Consider the following 18,201-nt stretch of genomic DNA (forward strand, 5'->3'; position numbering starts at 1 on the left):
CGGCCTGATCAGCCGGTTTTTTTTCGTCTCCGATTTGTGCTTTCAAGCAGGTTTGCAAACGCTAACGTGCGGGTGTCAGACGCCTCACTTTGTGGCAAGGGGGCAAGTGTCAGGCCCCTCACTTTGTGGCAAGAGGGCAAGTGTCAGGCCCCTCACTTTGTGGCGAGGGAGCTTGCTCCCGTTGGACTGCGCAGCAGTCCTGAACCTGCCCACTCACACAGCCAGTGTCGACCGGGAGGCCGTCGCGGGAGCAAGCTCCCTCGCCACAGGTATGCGGGTAAACCTTACGCTTGGCGCTTGACCTTCAAATGCCGCGCATACCAGGGCCGTTGCGGTACGCGCTTGAACAGGCCCTTGAGCCGTTCTTCATCGGCGCTGAAAGTGATGCGTATAACCCCTGCTGTTGAAGGGGCACCCCAAACCGGCCTGATCAGCCGGTTTTTTTTCGTCTCCGATTTGTGCTTTCAAGCAGGTTTGCAAACGCTAACGTGCCGGTGTAAGGCGCCTCACTTTGTGGCAAGGGCCGGGTGTCAGGCCCCTCACTTTGTGGCGAGGGAGCTTGCCCCCGTTGGACTGCGCAGCAGTCCTGAACCTGCCCACTCACACAGCCCGTGTCGACCGGGAGGCCGTCGCGGGAGCAAGCTCCCTCGCCACAGGTATACAGGTAAACCTTACGCTTGGCGCTTGACCTTCAAATGCCGCGCATACCAGAGCCGTTGCGGTACGCGCTTGAACAGGCCTTGAGCCGTTCTTCATCGGCGCCGAAAGTGATGCGTATAACCCCTGCTGTTGAAGGGGCACCCCGAACCGGCCTGATCAGCCGGTTTTTTTCGTCTCCGATTTGTGCTTTCAAGCATGTTTGCAAACGATAAGGTGCGGGTGTCAGGCGCTTCACTTTGTGGCAGGGGGCGGGTGTCAGGCGCCTCACTTTGTGGCAAGGGGCGAGTGCCAGGCCCCTCACTTTGTGGCGAGGGAGCTTGCTCCCGTTGGACTGCGCAGCAGTCCTGAACCTGCCCACTCACACAGCCCGTGTCGACCGGGAGGCCGTCGCGGGAGCGAGCTCCCTCGCCACAGGTATGCGGGTAAACCTTACGCTGGGCGCTTGATCTTCAAATGCCGCGCATACCAGGGCCGTTGCGGTACGCGCTTGAACAGGCCCTTGAGCCGTTCTTCATCGGCACCGAAAGTGATGCGCAGGCCCAGCTTCATGATTTCCGGGTCCATTTCCATCGAGCGGCCCTGCTGCAAGCCCGGCGTGGTGCTGCAGCCGTGGGTGTCCGGACCGAGCCAGGGGTCGCCTACTTCCACCCAACGCCCTGGCGCAAACCAGGCGACGCCGTTGACCTCAAGCCGGGTCACCTCGCCTGGGTTGAAGCGTTCGTGGGCGCGACACCAGTCTTCGATACGGTCATCGATCCAGCCATGGAAATGCCAGAACACCGGGTTCACATGGGATGAAAACGGATCGCCGAGGAAGTCGTTCTCCGGCGCGTACCAGCGCGCAGCAAAATCCGCAGGGTCGCGGGCAAACGGTACCGGGGCGCCGTTGGACGGGTCGCGCGGCACGGAGGCCCAGCGCATGTGCAGCCAGTCGTGCAGGCCCAGTTCCATCTCCGAGCCCAGTTGGCCCAGGGTCAATTTAGCCAGGTAGCGCGGGTCGCGGTACTGGGATTCCCACACCTGGAAATTACTGTGGTACGTCTCGGCAGCCTTGATGTCGCTGACCCACTGGGTGTAATCGGCGTCATCCGGCGCCGACCAGCACGGCGGCAGCGCAAAGCCGTCGTGGTTGTCGAAGTAACGCACGAAGCCCAGGCGATCGCGCTCCAGCGCCGGCTGGGGCTCGGGAAAATACTGCCATGACGGCAGGTCCTGCATGGAGCGCGCAGTGCCGAGCATGTGGCGGTGCATAAAGAAAAAGTCGATGCCCGAGCCGTTACGGTCCTTGCGCTTGCCCCGTGCATCGCGCTCCCGGCCACGCGGCCCGGGTTGCCAGCCGATGCCGCGCAGGGCCTCGCGCTTTTCCTCGGAAAGCTTGTGCCATTGGTCACGGGTGGCGTGCCATAGCTGGTGAAACAGGCGATGTTCGGGGGCAGTCAGCCACGCCAGCAGAGTTGGGTTGAGGCCGATACGCTGGCGGGCTTCGGGGAACAGCTGTTTGTGGGCGATAAAACGGTGGTCGTGCTCGGTCAGCGCCAAGGGTCGCTCAAGGTCGAGGACCTGCCCGCTGAGGGTGCCGCTGCCGGCATTGCCGAAGTCGGCCCAGACTTCATCGAGGGTCATCTTGAATTCATAAGCCGGAATACCCGCCGCCGAATCACGGTCGATCAGCCGCCAATAGAGCAAGGCGCCCTCGCCCGTCAGCAGATCACCCAATACGCGATAGCGCGGCTCGCCGTCGGCGCGCAGGTTCTCGGCGGTGTCCAGGTAGCCGCGCAGGCCACGGCCACGGGGGGCGATATCCAGCAGCAGCTCCAGGCCCTGCGACGGCAAGCCCTTGAGCCCTGCATCGCGGCCTTCCAGGCGCAGGCTCCACACGCCGCGCAAGGTGTTCGCCAGCTGCTGGCCCTGAGTGTCGGCCAGGTCGACCGTGGCTTCGCCGGGGGTGATCGGGAATTCTTCTTCCCGCGTCAGCTCGCGATGGGCGTAAAAGGCCGCAGGCACGGCCGCGCCGGTCAGCGCCAGGCCTGCGATGAACCCACGTCGAGAGATCGTCATTGTCTACCTTAGGAAACGGCTTAATCAGAGCTAGAACGTTTGCAACACGGGGAAATTTACCGCCACGGCGGCGCCGCTAAATTTCCCCCGCCGTCGCTCGTTCTTCCCTGATAGCAAAGGCCTCAACTGACTGAGATGGCAATGACAAAACCACGTTCGAAAAAGGCGCTGTATATCGGCCTGCCCCTGGTACTGGCCGTCGCTGCCGGGGCCGGCTTTCTGGTCTGGGAGCATTGGTTCAAGGGCAACGCCGGCTACCCGCTGGAGGTGATCAAGCAGGCCAATGAGATGCAGGATCGCCTATTGTCATTCGACAGCCATATCACCGTGCCCATGGATTTCGGCACCGCCGGCAACGAAGCCGACCAGGATGGCAGCGGCCAGTTCGACCTGGCCAAAGCATCGCGCGGCCGATTGTCCGGCGCGGCCCTGACGATCTTCGGCTGGCCGGAAATCTGGAACGGTCCCAACGCGCCGCACAAGCCCACCGACGGCTTTGTCGAAGAGGCGCGCCACGAGCAGGAGGTGCGCTACAAAATCATCTCCGCCATGGTCCGCGATTTCCCCAACCAGGTGGGCATCGCTTACACCCCGGACGACATGCGCCGCCTGCACGGCGAGGGCAAGTTCGCCATCTTTATCAGCATGCTCAACGCCTACCCGCTGGGTAACGACCTGAATCAGCTGGACCTGTGGGCCGCACGCGGCATGCGCATGTTCGGCTTCAGCTACATCGGCAATAACGCCTGGTCGGATTCGTCGCGCCCGCTGCCGTTTTTCAATGACACCACCGACGCCCTCGAGGGCCTGTCACCCATCGGCCGGCAGGCGGTGCAGCGCCTCAATGACCTGGGGGTGATCATCGACGTGTCGCAGATGTCGACCAAGGCCCTGGAACAGGTCGCACAGTTGAGCCGTACGCCGATGGTGGCCTCCCACTCGGCACCGCGGGCGTCGGTGGACATCCCGCGCAACCTCAGCGACAAGGAACTGCAACTGATCAAGCACAGCGGCGGCGTGGTGCAGGTGGTGGGGTTCCCAGCCTACCTGCGCCCCCTCAGCCAGCCGACCCAGGACAAGCTCAACGCCCTGCGCGCGCGCTTCGACCTGCCGCCACTGCCCAACCTGGCGATGGCCTTGATGCCGGGCGATGCGATCATCGCCGCGTGGTCCGAACAGCGCTTCGGCCAGTACGCCAGCGAGCTGTACGCGATTCTCGAGGAAGAACCCAAGGCGACCCTCAAGGACTGGGGCGATGCCATCGACTACACCGTGCGCAAGATCGGCATCGACCACGTCGGCATCGCCTCGGACTTCAACGACGGCGGCGGCCTCCAGGGCTGGGAGAACGTCGGCGAGGCGCGCAACGTCACGGCCGAGCTGATCCAGCGCGGCTACTCCGAAGCCGACATCGCCAAACTCTGGGGCGGTAACTTCCTGCGCGTGTGGGACCAGGTTCAAAAAGCCGCCAGACCCTTGGCCCATCACGAAGTAAGCCCATGACCGACCGCCGTACCTTTCTCAAGCAGGCTGGCGTATTTGCCGCCAGTCTGCCTTTGGGCTCCGCGCTGATCCCAAAGGCGCTGGCAGCCACCACGAATGACCCATGGACGGAACTGAAACAACTGTTCAACCAGGACCCGGATTACCTGCATTTTTCCAACTTCCTGGTGGCGTCGCACCCCAGGCCGGTGCGCGAGGCCATCGAACGCTACCGCGCCCAAATCGACCGCAACCCTGGCCTGGCAATGGACTGGGACCTGCAGGAAACCTGGAAACGCGAAGGCCAGGTGCGTGAGTGGGCCGGCCGTTACTTGAACGCCACACCGGCACAGATCGCCCTGACCGGCAGCACCTCCGAGGGGCTGGCGATGATCTACGGCGGGATCAAGGTGCGCGCGGACCAGGAGATTCTCACCACCGAGCATGAGCATTACGCGACGCAAAACGTGCTGGATTTTCGCGTGCGCAGGGAAGGCACCCAGGTGCGCCGTATCAGGCTGTTCGACAGCGCCAGTCGCGTGTCCGTGGACGAAGTGCTGGGCACTATCCAGCGCAATATCCGCCCCAACACCCGCGTGCTGGGCATGACCTGGGTGCAGTCGGGCAGCGGTGTCAAATTGCCCATCGGCGAAATCGGCAAGCTGGCGGCTGAACATAACCGCAACCGCGACGACAGCGACCGCCTTCTCTATGTGGTCGACGGCGTACACGGCTTCGGCGTGGAAAACCTCGACTTCCCAGCCATGCACTGCGACTTTTTCATCGCCGGCACCCACAAGTGGATGTTCGGCCCGCGCGGCACCGGGCTGGTGTGCGCTCGCGACGCTGAGAACAAATACGTCACGCCAATGGTGCCGACCTTCTCCGAAGACAAGGATTTCGCCACCACCATGACCCCCGGCGGCTACCACGCCTTCGAACACCGCTGGGCGGCCGACGAAGCCTTCAAGCTGCACCTGCAACTGGGCAAAGCGGCGGTACAAGCGCGCATCCACGCCCTCAACACCGAATTGAAAGAACAATTGCTGGCCCATCCCAAGATCGAACTGGTCACGCCGCGCAGCCCTGAACTGTCAGCCGGCTTCACCTTCTTTCGGGTCAAGGGCCAGGACAGCGATGCGGTGGCGAGCTACATGATGAAGAGCCGTGTGGTGATCGACGCCGTGGATCGCGACGTCGGCCCGGTGATCCGCACCTCCCCCGGCCTGCTCAACTCGTCCGACGAAATTCAGCGCTTCATGACGTTACTGGCCCAGCGGCTGTGAAAGCCACTTCCCCCTTGAATGAGAGGCCCCTATGACTGCGTCACAACTCCCCCTGCTGAGCGCACTGGCATTGACCGCTCTCGGCGCCCTGCTTCCCGGCCCGGCCCAGGCTGCCGCCCCCCAACCGGGCAAGGTGTTCAAAGACTGCAAGGACTGCCCCGAAATGGTGGTACTGCCCGCCGGGGCCTTCACCATGGGCACTCCGCAAGACGAAGTCGGCCGCGAACCCGACGAAGGCCCGATGCATGAAGTGACTTTCGCCAAGCCCTTCGCCATGAGCCGTTTCCACATCACCGCAGGCGAGTGGGACAGCTATGTGCGCCAGAGCGGCGTCAAGATCGCCAATGGCGATGACCGCCCCGGCCGCGAATGCATCGCCAGCAAGCCGCGCTATCCCCAGGGGCCGCGCCAGCCGGCGGTGTGCATGGACATGGACGACATTAAAAACTACGTGGCCTGGCTGTCGAAAAAGACCGGCCAGCAGTACCACATGGTCAGCGAAGCCCAACGCGAATACGCGGCCCGCGCCGGCACCAGCGGGCCGTTCCCCTTCCCGTTCGACGAAGGCAAGGGCTATAGCATCGCCAAACACGCCAACACCTACGGCCCGGCGGACGGCTACAGCTATTCATCGCCGGTGGGCAGTTACCCGCCGAACGCATTCGGCATGTATGACATGCACGGCAACGTGTACGAGCGGGTTGCCGATTGCGAGCACGCGAACTACATCGGTGCACCGAATGACGGCAGTGCCTGGGTGGAGCCCAACTGTGAGGCCTATCAGATTCGCGGCAATGACTGGGGCGAGGCGCCGGTGTTTTCCCGTTCAGGCAACCGCAACAACATCTACCCGCAAACGCGGGGCGACTGGATCGGGTTTCGCGTAGTGCGCGACCTCTAAGCCATACCAACCCAATGTGGGAAGGGGCTTGCCCCGATGGCGGCAGGTCAGGCAAAGAAGCGTGCACTGACACTCCCTCATCGGGGCATAGGTATCTACACAACTGACTGTCCTGACTCGCTCTTGCTCTGTTTTTGATCTTGATCCGAGGCGCCCCGTTAACCCACGCTGGCCGCAATTCGATATTGATTTTGAGGGGTAAACCGGCGGGGATGCAGGCTTAGCCGCCCCGTGCCATGGATGGCGCGTGGCGGCGCCCCCCCCCCAAAAAAAATCAACGTCGGATCACGGGCACACCGAGCCTAAGCGAGGTGCCGAGTGGTGGGGCAAGAGCCTTTTTGGTTACTTTTGGGACTCTTTTCCAAAAGTGATCCGCTGTAAAAGCGGAACCCATAGCGGCCGTTACCTGAACAATGGATATGTACTCGAACCAACCCGGCATCCGGGTCGGCTGGCAGGCCGCTGCGGGAGCAAGCTCCCTCGCCACAGGTTCAGTGCCGCGCTCAAAGTTGCGTAGAGACCTAGGCTCATCCAAGCCCCCTCCCACTTTTGAGTTCCTTACCGCTCCAAGAGTGTATTCAGCCTTTCTGAGCCAAGAGCACCAAGCCTTCATGCAACGCCGGGAACAGACTGTTGTTGAAGTTGTTCCAGCGCAGTTCGAGGATAGTGTCTTCCGGCGAAATCTCGGTCTTCAACACGTCGTGGAACACTTCGCCGGAATCAATGCCGTTATCCACATAGTGGAACGACGCGCCGGTGAGGTACAGCGGCTCCGAGGGCGTGGTGGCCTTGGTCGCCCAGTCCACCACCGTCTGCCCCCGCGCTCCATACAACGCATTCCACGTGGCATAGGCGCCACGGCGCTCGTAAGGCGATTCGATACGCGTGATACCCGGATGAATGTTCATGATACGCCGCGCAAACGGCGCACCTGGGCGCACCAGGTCATCGAGGATCACCAGTAAACCATCGAGCACCACGATGTCTGCCTTCAGCTCAACCAGCACGTCATGCAGGCGCCGCTCGAAATCCTGCTTGCCGGCGATATGCTCGGCACTGCCCCGGGGCAGGCGGCGATAGGTGGACGGCACGCTCAGCAACAGGTCATTGACCAATTTGCCTTGCACACGCAAATCCGCCGGATACAGCCATTGGCGACCCGGCTTGCAGGCAAAACCATAGTCCGCCACCAACTGCTGGTCGCGCGGGTTTTTCTCATCATCGTCATACACCACCCCGACCAGGTTGTAGGCCTCGCCCAGCGCGGTGTCGTTGAGCGAGCCCACCAGAAACTCCAGCACCGACTTCATGTAGCGCTCATGGCCTTTATAGGCCACCGGCTGCCCGGCCTTGTCGGCGGCGGCGTTTCTCAGGGACCACACATACACCAGGTTCTTTTTCGTCATTGTCTCGCTCTCGCTGAAGGAATACGTACGGCGTGAATACCCGTACACCTGCACAACAAGAACGAACCAGCCCCCGCGCAATTTATCCAGCGCCGACACCGCCCGGCACACCACGCTAAATAGTCGCGCCGACACTTCGTTTGTCATGGGTAAGGGTCTGTGTGCCCAGCCCCTCTTTTCACTCTCCGGGATGTATTTATGACCGACCCCAAACGCGGCGCCTTCAAAGGTTTGCTCGCCCTGCTCCGGCCCTTTCGCACCATTGTGACGGTATCCGTTGCCCTGGGCATGGTGGGCGGCCTGGCCATTACGTTGCTGCTGGCGACCATCAATAACGCGCTGCATTCGGCGGCCGGCATGACCCAGGGCGTGGTCCTGACCTTTGCGGCACTGTGCGTGGTGGCGCTGCTCAGCTCGATCATTTCCGACATCGGCACCAACTACGTCGGGCAACGGATCATCGCCGCCCTGCGCAAGGACCTGGGCGAAAAGGTGCTGTCGGCGCCCATCGGCCAGATCGAGCGCTATCGTTCCCACCGTCTGATCCCGGTGCTGACCCACGACGTCGACACCATCAGCGACTTCTCCTTCGCGTTCACGCCCCTGGCCATCGCCGCCACGGTCACCCTCGGTTGCCTGGGCTACCTGGCTTACCTGTCGGTGCCGATGTTTCTGATGATGGTGGTGGCGATCATTATCGGCAGCGCCGTGCAGTTTATCGCCGGCGGCAAAGGCATCCAGGGCTTCGACCTGGCGCGCAGCCATGAAGATGAGTTGCAGCGTCACTACAACGCAATCGCGTCCGGCGCCAAGGAGCTGCGCATGCACCGGCCACGGCGCTTTCGCATGTACACCCACCGCATCCAGGCAACCGCCGACCGCATCAGCGATATCCAGGTGCGTTCGGTCAACATCTATATCCTCGCCAAGACCTTCGGCTCGATGCTGTTCTTCGTGGTCATCGGCCTGGCCCTGGCGATTCAGGCGTACAACCCCAACCCGGACCCGACGGTGATCACCGGCTTCGTGTTGGTGCTGCTGTACATGAAAGGCCCGCTGGAACATTTGCTCGGTTACCTGCCGGTGGTGGGCAAGGCCAAGATTGCCTTTGGCCGTATCAGCGAACTGTCGGAGCGTTTTTCATCGCCCGAACCGCACCTGTTGATGGACGACAGCGAAGCGCCGAAACCGGTGGTCAACAGCCTCGAACTGCGCGGCGTGAGTTACAGCCCGCCCGCGGTCGAGGGCAGCGAGCCGTTCCAGCTGGGGCCGATCAACCTGAGCATCCAGCAAGGCGACATCGTGTTTATCGTCGGTGAAAACGGCAGCGGCAAAACCACCCTGATCAAACTGCTGCTGGGCCTTTACCCACCTCAGGCCGGCGAGATTCGCCTGAATGGCGAAGCGGTCACCGGCCCCGAGCGCGATGACTATCGCCAGCTGTTCACCACGGTGTTTTCCGACTACTACCTGTTCGACGACCTGGTCCAGGGCAGCGCCACCCAGTCCCTGGACAGCGCCACTAAATACCTGGAACGCCTGGAAATCGCACACAAGGTAAGCGTCAAGGACGGCGTGTTCAGCACCACCGACCTCTCCACCGGCCAGCGCAAACGCCTGGCATTGGTCAACGCCTGGCTGGAAGAACGTCCGGTGCTGGTGTTCGACGAATGGGCCGCGGACCAGGACCCGGCCTTCCGCCGGATCTTCTACACCGAGCTGTTGCCGGACCTCAAACGCCTGGGCAAAACCATCATCGTGATCAGCCACGATGACCGTTATTTCGACATCGCCGATCAGTTGGTGCGGCTGCGTGCGGGCCAGGTGGTACACGAGATGGAGCCGGCATGAATTTTCTTTTCCGGTTTTTCCAGGCAGGAACGTCCCACTAGCGGTAATGATAATTAACCTCAATAGATACTATAACTGCCCACTTAAAGCCTTGAAGAGAAAGCATCCATGCCAGCACGACTCGGTCTCAGCCCCCTGAGCAGAGCGCTATCCCTGCGCAGGGCCCTGAACATGAACCTTCTCCCGAGTGCCCTGGCACTGGCGGTGTCGCTGCCGATTGCAGGCTCTGTACAGGCCCAGGAGATCGAGTTGAACATTCCCGCACAGCCGCTGGGTAGCGCGCTTCAGGAATTTGGTCGCCAGACCGATGTGCAGGTGTTGTACAGCCCTGGCGATGTGCAGGGTAAGAGCAGCCGTGCGATCAAGGGCAAGCTGCAGCCGCAGCAGGCCATTGATGCGTTGCTGGCAGGCAGCAAAACCACCTACAACCTCAACGGCAACACCTTGATAGTGGCCGCCGCCGGCGCTGGTGGCGGCCTGGAACTGAGCCCGACCGAGGTCACAGCCAACTATCTGGGCAACATCACCGAAGGTTCGGGCTCCTATACCCCGGGCACCATCGCCACCGCCACCCGTCTGACCCTGACACCCCGGCAAACGCCGCAGTCGATCACGGTAGTCACTCGCCAGCACATCGAGGACTTCGGCCTCAACAACATTGACGACGTGATGCGCCACACCCCAGGCATTACGGTGTCGGCCTACGACAGCGACCGCACCAACTACTATTCCCGTGGCTTCTCGGTCAACAGCTTCCAGTACGATGGCATTCCTTCCACCGTGCGCAACGTCGGTTATTCGGCGGGCAATACCTTGAGCGACATGGCGATCTACGACCGCGTCGAAGTGCTAAAGGGTGCTACCGGCCTGCTCAACGGTGCCGGCTCCCTCGGGGCAACCATCAACCTGATCCGGAAGAAGCCGACCTCGGATTTCAAGGGGCATGTGCAACTGGGCGCCGGTTCCTGGGACAACTACCGCAGTGAAGTGGATGTCAGCGGCCCCCTGACCGACAGCGGCAATATCCGTGGGCGTGCGGTCGCCGCGTACCAGGACAAGAAGACGTTCATGGACCACTACTCGCGCAAGACCGAAACCTACTACGGCATTACCGAATTCGACCTGTCCCCCGACACGCTGCTGACCGTGGGCTTCGACTACCAGGACAACATTCCTCAGGGTTCGAGTTGGTCCGGTTCCTTCCCGCTGGTCAACTCCAACGGCAGCATCAACAAGATGCCGCGCTCCTACAACAACGGCACCACCTGGAGTTCCTGGGAGCAGAACACCCGTACCGCATTCGCCATGATTGAGCATGATCTGGGCGACGGCTGGGTAACCAAGTTCCAACTCGACCACAAGATCAACGGCTACCACGCCGACCTCGGTTCGATTCAGTTCATCCAGCCGGCAGCCGATGGCACCGCCGAGATCAACGGGCAGAAGTACACTGGCGAAACTAAAAGCACCTCCGCCGACCTCTACGCCACCGGGCCTTTCAGCCTGTTCGGCCGCGAGCATGAACTGGTGGTGGGCGGCTCGGTCGGTACTTCGCGCTGGCAGGGCAAGGGTTACTGGTCGCCGGAATGGCCAGGCGGCAACAAAGTCGATTTCTATAACTGGAACGGTCACCTCGCCAAGCCTATCCACGGCCCGGCCCGGCAGTACATCGACGACACCATCCGCCAGACGGGTTACTACGTGACCACACGCTTGAACGTCATGGATGACCTGAACGTGATCCTCGGCGGGCGCGTGGCCAACTATCACGTCACTGGTAACAATCCTTCCTACAAGGAAACCGGGCGTTTCATTCCTTATGCCGGGGTGATCTACGACCTCAACGACAACTTCTCGGCATACGCCAGCTACACCGATATTTTCCAGCCTCAGGAAAGTAACGATAAGGACCGCAACGAAAAACTGCTGGAACCGGACGAAGGCCAAAACTACGAGATTGGCCTTAAGGGCGAGTTCTTCGATGGCCGCCTGAACACCAGCATCGCTTACTTCGAAGTGCATGAGACCAACCGTGCGATCTCCGACGATGCGTACAACAATCAGACGCCAACCCCGCAAAACTATGCATCCAAAGGCTCCAAGGCCGTGACCAAAGGCTACGAAGCGGAAATCACCGGTGAGTTGAGCCCGGGTTGGCAAGTACAAGGTGGTTACACCCACAAAATCGTGCGCGATGACAATGACAAGAAAATTTCCACCTTCGAACCCGAGCACCAGGTCAACCTGAATACCACCTACAAGCTCAAGGGTGACCTGGACAAGTTCACGGTCGGCGGCGGCGTGCGCTGGCAGACCAAGGGCTGGAACGAGATCTGGAACGGGTCACTCGAAACCAATCAGGACATCACTCAGCAATCCTACTGGCTGGTGGACTTGATGACTCGCTACCAGGTGACCAAGAACCTGTCGGCGACGCTCAACTTCAACAATATTTTCGACAAGTCCTATTACACCAACGTCGGCTTCTATAATTCCGCCGTTTACGGTGAGCCGCGTAACGTGATGGTCAGTACCCGCTGGGACTTCTGACCGCACACCTTGATCGACCAAACGCCCGGTGAGAGTTGACCCTCACCGGGCGTTTTTTGTCTGGGTCGGGCACAGCCACGAACACTCAGAGAGATCAAATGGGGAGCCAGCCCCCACATTCAGTTGGTCCGATCACCTTGAAAGCGACGGGTTACCCCATCGCGTCCGCCAAGCTTGTGATGAACACGGCACTGTCGATAATCCCGTCATGGTCCGTCTCTATCATCACCGAACGCTCGATGCGCCCCTGGCTGATCACGGTCGCCATCTGCTGCTCGATCAACGCCTTGAAGCGCCCTGCCCGGCTCATGGATGCCCACCAGCAACTGACAGGCGCCCTGATCGGCTTGAAGTCGGCGGCAACCATCCGTTCGCTCATCGCACGGTCGACGTCCCAGGAAATCTGCGCTTCGTTACCATGCAGCAACTGCTCCTTGATCGCGGTGAAGGTTTCACCCAGCGCCTGCTCGGCCCAGCTCACGAACACTCGCCATTGTCCCGCTTCATCCTCGGCATCGCGCTGGCATTGCTCCCAGGCCAGCTGTATCGCATCGGCGAACTCAGGGAACATTACGCCCAACAGAGCGGCGCGGCGCTCGTTAGCCGAAACCTCACGACCTTCTCCGAGTTCCACCGCATCCCAGTAAGGTTTAACCCACTGCGGTGGCGCGGCGTCGATCCACCCCACAAACTCCACCTCGCGCCCCGCTTGCTCCAGGGCGTAGGCCACTTCCATCGCCAGGTTGCCACCCAGCGACCATCCAGCCAGGCGAAATGCACCCTGGGGTTGGGCCATCAGCAATTGTGCGGTGTAGTCCTCGACCATCACTTGCCACTGCGGTACCGCCGCGCCTTCCTCGGCCAATGCACGGCACACCACCCCAAATACCGGGCGCTGCTCGCGCAGTGCCAGGGCAATCGCGGTGTAACAATGCACCGACCCAAAGCTTGGGTGAAACAGGAACAATGGCGTGCCTTCAGTCTGCTGGTTGAGTTTGACGATCAACGAAGTTCTGTTATCGCCCTGCAAGCATTTGACCTGACCCGCCACGGTCGGATTAAGCATCAACTGGCTGACCGACAGGTTCACGCCGCTGACCTTGCGGATGCGCTCCTTGAGCATCAGCACCCGCAACGAATGACCGCCCAGTTCGAAGAAGTTGTCGTGCAACCCTACGCGTTCCACGTCCAGCACCTCGCTCCAGATCGCCGCGACCTGCTGCTCGATCTCGCTGCGGGGTGCCTGATACTGCTCGGTGCCGGGGGCCTCTGGCTTGGGTAATGCCTTGCGGTCCAGCTTGCCATTCGGGCTCAGCGGCATCCGTGCCAATACCACCCATTGCGCCGGCACCATATAGTCCGGCAACTGCGCGGCCAGATGGGCAACCAACGAAGTCTTCCAATCGTCATCCGGCTGTTGCAGCACCAGGTAACCCACCAGGTGAGTGCCATCGACCGCAAGCACTGCCGCTTCACGGATGCTGCGGTGTTCCAACAGGCGCGCTTCGATCTCCCCCAGCTCGATGCGTAACCCACGCAGTTTGACTTGGTGATCAGTGCGCCCGGCGTATTCAATAACGCCATCGTCGCGATAACGCGCCAGGTCGCCCGTGCGATACAAACGCGCACCGCTGCCGAACGGATCGGCCACAAAGCGCTCGGCGGTCAGCGCAGGACGACGGTGATAACCCCTCGCCAGGCCAATCCCGCCCAGATACAACTCGCCCAACACACCCAACGGCGTAGGTTCCAGGTTGTCGTCCAGCACATAGCACGCCAGGTTGGCAATTGGCCGGCCAATCGGCACGGCATCGCGGCCTTCTTCGACACAGGTCCAGTGGGTCACGTCGATAGCCGCTTCGGTCGGGCCATACAAGTTGTACAACCCGGCGCCGGGCAGTTTGGCGAAGACCTGCTGCTGGGCGTCGGCGGGCAGCGCTTCACCACTGCACACAATGCGTTGCAGGCTACGGCACGAGGCGACGTCCGCGTCTTGCAGGAAGGCTTGCAGCATGGACGGCACAAAATGCAGCGTGGTGATCCGGTGCGCGTTGATCAGGCTGACCAGCCGGGCCGGGTCACGATGATCGCCCGGTGCGGCCACCACCAAGCGTGCACCGGTCATCAGCGGCCAGAAGAACTCCCACACCGACACGTCAAAGCTGAACGGCGTCTTCTGCAGCACGCTGTCGCGGGCATCAAGGCCGTACGCCTGCTGCATCCAGCACAGCCGGTTGGTCAGCGCGCGATGGCGGTTACCGGCGCCCTTGGGCTGGCCGGTGGAGCCGGAGGTGTAGATCACATAGGCAAGGTTTTCGCCATGCACCGCCACGTTCGGGTTGTGGGTGCCGAAGGCGTCCAGCCAGGCATCGCCGCTTTCCAGCACCAGGCTGTGCACGCCCGCTGGCAGCGGCAGTTGCGCCTGCAGGTGGGCCTGGGTCAACAGCAATTGCACACCGCTGTCCTGAAGCATATAGGCCAGTCGCTCACGCGGGTATTCCGGGTCCAGCGGCACATAGGCACCGCCCGCCTTGAGTACCGCCAAGAGGCCCACGACCATTTCGATCGAGCGCTCCAGCACCAGCCCGACCAGTACGTCAGGGCCGACGCCAGCAGCTATCAGGCGATGGGCCAGGCGGTTGGCCCGGTCGTTCAACTGCGCGTAGCTCAAGGTGTGCCCGGCGAATACCAGCGCCGGGGCCTGCGGCGAGCGCTGCACTTGTGCTTCGATCAGCTGATGCATCGCTTGGTCCAGCGGATACTCCACAGCAGTGGCATTCCATACCTGCACCACCGTCTCGCGCTCGGCTGCGGCGAGGGACGGCAACGTGCCAAGGCATTGGGAGGCATCGGCGGCCAATGCCATTAATAATTGCTGGAAGTGCTCGGCCAGGCGCCGGATATGCGCCGTGCTGAAGGCCTGGCGGTCGTAGTTGAACTCCAGGCCCAGGCTGTCGCCAATCGCCAGCAGGACGGTCAAGGGATAGTGGGTCTGCTCCAGGCTATGCACCGCGTCAAAGCGCAGCCCCGACGGCGCGCCCTGCTCGAGTGCCTCGGACACCGGGTAGTTTTCAAAAACCAGAATACTGTCAAATAACGCCCCGCCGCCCAAGCCGGCCCAACGCTGAATCTCGAACAACGGCGTATGTTCCTGCTCACGCACGCTTACGTTCTGCTGCTGGATCTGCTGCAGCCACTGGCTGACCGACATCTGCGCATCCGGGGTCGCCACCACCGGCAATGTGTTGATGAACAAACCGACCTGCTGTTCAATCCCACGCAATTGCGCGGGGCGCCCTGCCACGGTGGCGCCGAACGCCACGGTCGCCTGCCCGGTGTGATGATGCAACAGCAACAGCCAAGCGCCTTGCACCAAGGTGTTGAGAGTGACTTTGTTGCGTTGGGCGAACGCTTTAAGCTGTTCGGTCTGCGGCGCATCAAGACTTAAGCGATGCTCACCGTTAACCGCCAGGGCCGTGTCTGCCTGAACATGTGCGCCACGCGCCAGACGTGTGGGTTCGTGCAAATCGATCAACTGGTCTTTCCAGAACGCCTGGCTGAGCGCTTTATCCTGGGTTTGCAACCAGGCGATGTAATCGCGATAACGGCCGGTCGGCGCCGGCAATGGCTCGCCTGCATAATGTTGCAAGACGTCGCCGAACAACTGCGAACCGCTCCAGCCATCCATCAGGATGTGGTGGTTGGTGTAAATCAAGTGATGGCTCGACGCACCGGTGCGTACCACCGTCAGGCTTAACAGGGGCGCCTGTTCCAGCACAAAACCTTGTGCTCGTGTCGATTCGGCCAGGCTGTCGAGGGCCTGGGTGACGTTGGCATGGGCCTGCCAATCGAGCTCGATAAACGGCATGCGCACCTGCTTGTAGACCACCTGCAGCGGCTGCTCCAGCTCGGCCTGCCAGATAAAACCACTGCGCAGGATCTCGTGACGCTCGACCGCCGCCTGCCACGCCTGATGAAAGCGCGGTACATCCAGGCCGTGTACGTCGATGCGCATCTGGTTGATGTAGTCACCCGAGCCATCGCCATACAGCGACTGGAACAGCATGCCTTGCTGCATGGGCGACAGCGGGTACAGATCTTCGACCTCGGCCGCGTTCAGCGCCAGGCCATCCAACTGCTGCTGGGTCAACTTCGCCAGCGCAAAGTCGGAGGGTGTCACGCCCCCGTTGGCGGGCTCACAGCAGTGGTCAATCAGGGCCTTGAGCTCCTCGGCGTACTCATCAGCCAGTCGTTGGATAGTCGCTTGCGCGAACATGGCCTGGCTGAAACTCCAATTCAGCTTCAACTCGCCGCCATATACCTGGCCGTTGATTTCCAGCCAGTTACCCAACGGCGCATCCGGGCTTTGCTCGGCACCGCTGGGGTCACCGGAAGGTGCAAACAAACCGGGTTGCTCGGCGCTGTCAAAGCTGGCATCGAACTGCCCCAGGTAGTTGAACGTGATACGGGGGTGTGGCAATGCGGCCAATACCTGCTGGGCCTGGGCATCGCCCAAATAACGCAACGCGCCAAAACCAAGGCCTTTATCGGGTACGGCGCGCAATTGCTCTTTGATTCGTTTGAGGGAGCCGCCCAATGTGTCGGCCGGCAGCAATTGCAACGGGTACAAGCTGGTGAACCAGCCGAGGGTGCGGGTCAGGTCGATCTCGTCGAACAGGTCTTCGCGGCCGTGCCCCTCAAGCTTGATCAACATCGATTCCTCACCACTCCAGCGCGTGATCACACGGGCCAGGGCCGTCAGCAGCAGGTCGTTGATCTGGGTGCGGTAGGCGCTCGGCGCGTCCTGCAGCAGGCGACGGGTATAGGTCGGGTCCAGATGCGTGCTCACACTCAGTGCCAGGTGATTGCTGAGGCTGGCTTGCGGGTCGGCGCCCGGCAAGTCGGACGGGCTACCCTGCAGTTGCGTCTGCCACCAGGCCAGTTCGTGTTGCAGTGTTTCGCTGCGCGCATACGCCTGCAGGCGTTCGGCCCAGGCGCGGGTGGCGCTGGTCTTGGCCGGCAGTTGCACGGCGGAGCCTTGGGCCAGTTGCTGGTAAGTGCTTTGCAAGTCTTCAAGCAGGATGCGCCAGGACACACCGTCTACCACCAAGTGATGGATCACCAGCAACAAGCGCTGAGAACCGTCGGCCATCTGCGCCAGCACCGCACGCAACAACGGTCCCGCCTCCAGGTCGAGGCTGCGCTGGGCTTCTTCGCACAGGGCCTCAAGTTCATCGACCGTGTTCAAGCGGCTCTGCCACAGCACCTGATCGACCTGGTGCTGTTGCGCCCCTCGATAGGCCACGCTCCAGCCCGCCGGCCCCTGCACAAACGTGCTGCGCAAGGCATCGTGGTGCACGATCAGCGCCTCGAGCGCCGCTACCAGCAGCGGTGCCTGCAAAGGTTGGCGTGGTTGCAACACCACGGATTGGTTCCAGTGGTGGCGCTGTGGGATGTCATCGGCGAAAAACGCCTGTTGCACCGGTAGCAGCAGCGATTCGCCACTCAATGCCGACTGGTCCAGCAATACCGCGCCCTCGCCTTCACGGGCGACTGCCGCCAGGCTTTGCACGGTCTGGTGCTGGAACAGGTCCTTGGGCGAGAAGCGCACCCCGACCTGACGCGCCCGGCTGACCAGCTGGATCGAAATGATCGAGTCGCCGCCCAGCTCAAAAAAGTTGTCATGCAAGCCCACTTGCGGCACGCGCAGCACGTCGGACCAGACCGCGGCGATATTGCGTTCCAGCTCGGTTTGCGGCGCCACATACACCTGCTGCATAAGGCTTACATCCGGCACCGGCAGGCCCTTGCGGTCGAGCTTGCCGTTGGGGGTCAGCGGCATTTGCGCAAGGAACACGAAGTGCGCCGGCACCATGTAGTCCGGCAGGCCGGTTTTCAGGGCGCGGCGCAAGGTGTCGCGGAATTCGGCCTGGTCGGCCAGGGCGGCATCAGCCGGAACCACATAGGCCACCAGCTGCTTGCCGGTGGCGCCGTCCTGGGCCACCAC

Annotated in this window: 8 protein-coding genes; 5 read left to right on the top strand and 3 right to left on the bottom strand. The window is 61.7% G+C overall.

Annotated features, from left to right (window positions below; translation table 11 throughout):
- Positions 1 to 1,089: 1,089 nt before the first annotated feature.
- The gene (locus Q1V60_RS07510; RefSeq protein ID WP_300628877.1) at positions 1,090 to 2,718 is read right to left on the bottom strand and encodes a PvdJ/PvdD/PvdP-like protein; all 1,629 of its coding nucleotides are present in this window, start codon (positions 2,716 to 2,718) and stop codon (positions 1,090 to 1,092) included.
- A gap of 141 nt (positions 2,719 to 2,859) precedes the next feature.
- On the opposite strand from Q1V60_RS07510, the gene pvdM reads away from it, so the two are divergent.
- Genes pvdM through Q1V60_RS07525 form a run of 3 tightly spaced genes read left to right on the top strand, consistent with a single transcriptional unit; the run spans position 2,860 to position 6,387 of the window.
- On the top strand, positions 2,860 to 4,221 hold the full coding sequence (pvdM, locus tag Q1V60_RS07515; protein ID WP_300628878.1) for a pyoverdine-tailoring dipeptidase-like protein PvdM: 1,362 nt from the start codon (positions 2,860 to 2,862) through the stop codon (positions 4,219 to 4,221).
- Positions 4,218 to 5,486 (top strand): aminotransferase class V-fold PLP-dependent enzyme, encoded by a 1,269-nt coding sequence (locus tag Q1V60_RS07520; protein WP_300628879.1) that lies wholly within the window; start codon positions 4,218 to 4,220, stop codon positions 5,484 to 5,486. The genes pvdM and Q1V60_RS07520 overlap by 4 nt, the downstream gene beginning before the upstream one ends.
- 31 nt (positions 5,487 to 5,517) lie before the next feature.
- Positions 5,518 to 6,387, top strand: a complete 870-nt coding sequence (locus tag Q1V60_RS07525; RefSeq protein WP_300628880.1) for a formylglycine-generating enzyme family protein — start codon at positions 5,518 to 5,520, stop codon at positions 6,385 to 6,387.
- Between the two features lie 578 nt (positions 6,388 to 6,965).
- On the opposite strand, the gene Q1V60_RS07530 is transcribed toward Q1V60_RS07525, so the two are convergent.
- Positions 6,966 to 7,793 (bottom strand): N(5)-hydroxyornithine transformylase PvdF, encoded by an 828-nt coding sequence (locus Q1V60_RS07530; RefSeq protein WP_300628887.1) that lies wholly within the window; start codon positions 7,791 to 7,793, stop codon positions 6,966 to 6,968.
- Positions 7,794 to 7,991: 198 nt separating this feature from the next.
- Here Q1V60_RS07530 and Q1V60_RS07535 point away from each other — a divergent pair, with 198 nt between their 5' ends.
- Both Q1V60_RS07535 and Q1V60_RS07540 read left to right on the top strand, forming a co-directional pair.
- On the top strand, positions 7,992 to 9,644 hold the full coding sequence (locus tag Q1V60_RS07535) for a cyclic peptide export ABC transporter (protein ID WP_300628882.1): 1,653 nt from the start codon (positions 7,992 to 7,994) through the stop codon (positions 9,642 to 9,644).
- Positions 9,645 to 9,752: 108 nt separating this feature from the next.
- Positions 9,753 to 12,194, top strand: a complete 2,442-nt coding sequence (locus Q1V60_RS07540; RefSeq protein WP_300628884.1) for a TonB-dependent siderophore receptor — start codon at positions 9,753 to 9,755, stop codon at positions 12,192 to 12,194.
- A 151-nt stretch (positions 12,195 to 12,345) separates the two neighbouring features.
- Here the strand turns inward: Q1V60_RS07540 and Q1V60_RS07545 are convergent.
- A partial coding sequence (locus Q1V60_RS07545) for a non-ribosomal peptide synthetase (RefSeq protein ID WP_300628885.1) occupies positions 12,346 to 18,201 on the bottom strand: 5,856 nt, incomplete at its 5' end.

The sequence above is a fragment of the Pseudomonas sp. genome, assembly GCF_030147005.1.
GTDB lineage: Bacteria > Pseudomonadota > Gammaproteobacteria > Pseudomonadales > Pseudomonadaceae > Aquipseudomonas.

What these genes read in the sequence shown, in the direction of transcription:
- Q1V60_RS07510 (WP_300628877.1), bottom strand. Translation starts at nt 2,718, where the DNA reads ATGACGATCTCTCGACGTGGGTTCATCGCAGGCCTGGCGCTGACCGGC.
- pvdM (WP_300628878.1), top strand. Translation starts at nt 2,860, where the DNA reads ATGACAAAACCACGTTCGAAAAAGGCGCTGTATATCGGCCTGCCCCTG.
- Q1V60_RS07520 (WP_300628879.1), top strand. Translation starts at nt 4,218, where the DNA reads ATGACCGACCGCCGTACCTTTCTCAAGCAGGCTGGCGTATTTGCCGCC.
- Q1V60_RS07525 (WP_300628880.1), top strand. Translation starts at nt 5,518, where the DNA reads ATGACTGCGTCACAACTCCCCCTGCTGAGCGCACTGGCATTGACCGCT.
- Q1V60_RS07530 (WP_300628887.1), bottom strand. Translation starts at nt 7,793, where the DNA reads ATGACGAAAAAGAACCTGGTGTATGTGTGGTCCCTGAGAAACGCCGCC.
- Q1V60_RS07535 (WP_300628882.1), top strand. Translation starts at nt 7,992, where the DNA reads ATGACCGACCCCAAACGCGGCGCCTTCAAAGGTTTGCTCGCCCTGCTC.
- Q1V60_RS07540 (WP_300628884.1), top strand. Translation starts at nt 9,753, where the DNA reads ATGCCAGCACGACTCGGTCTCAGCCCCCTGAGCAGAGCGCTATCCCTG.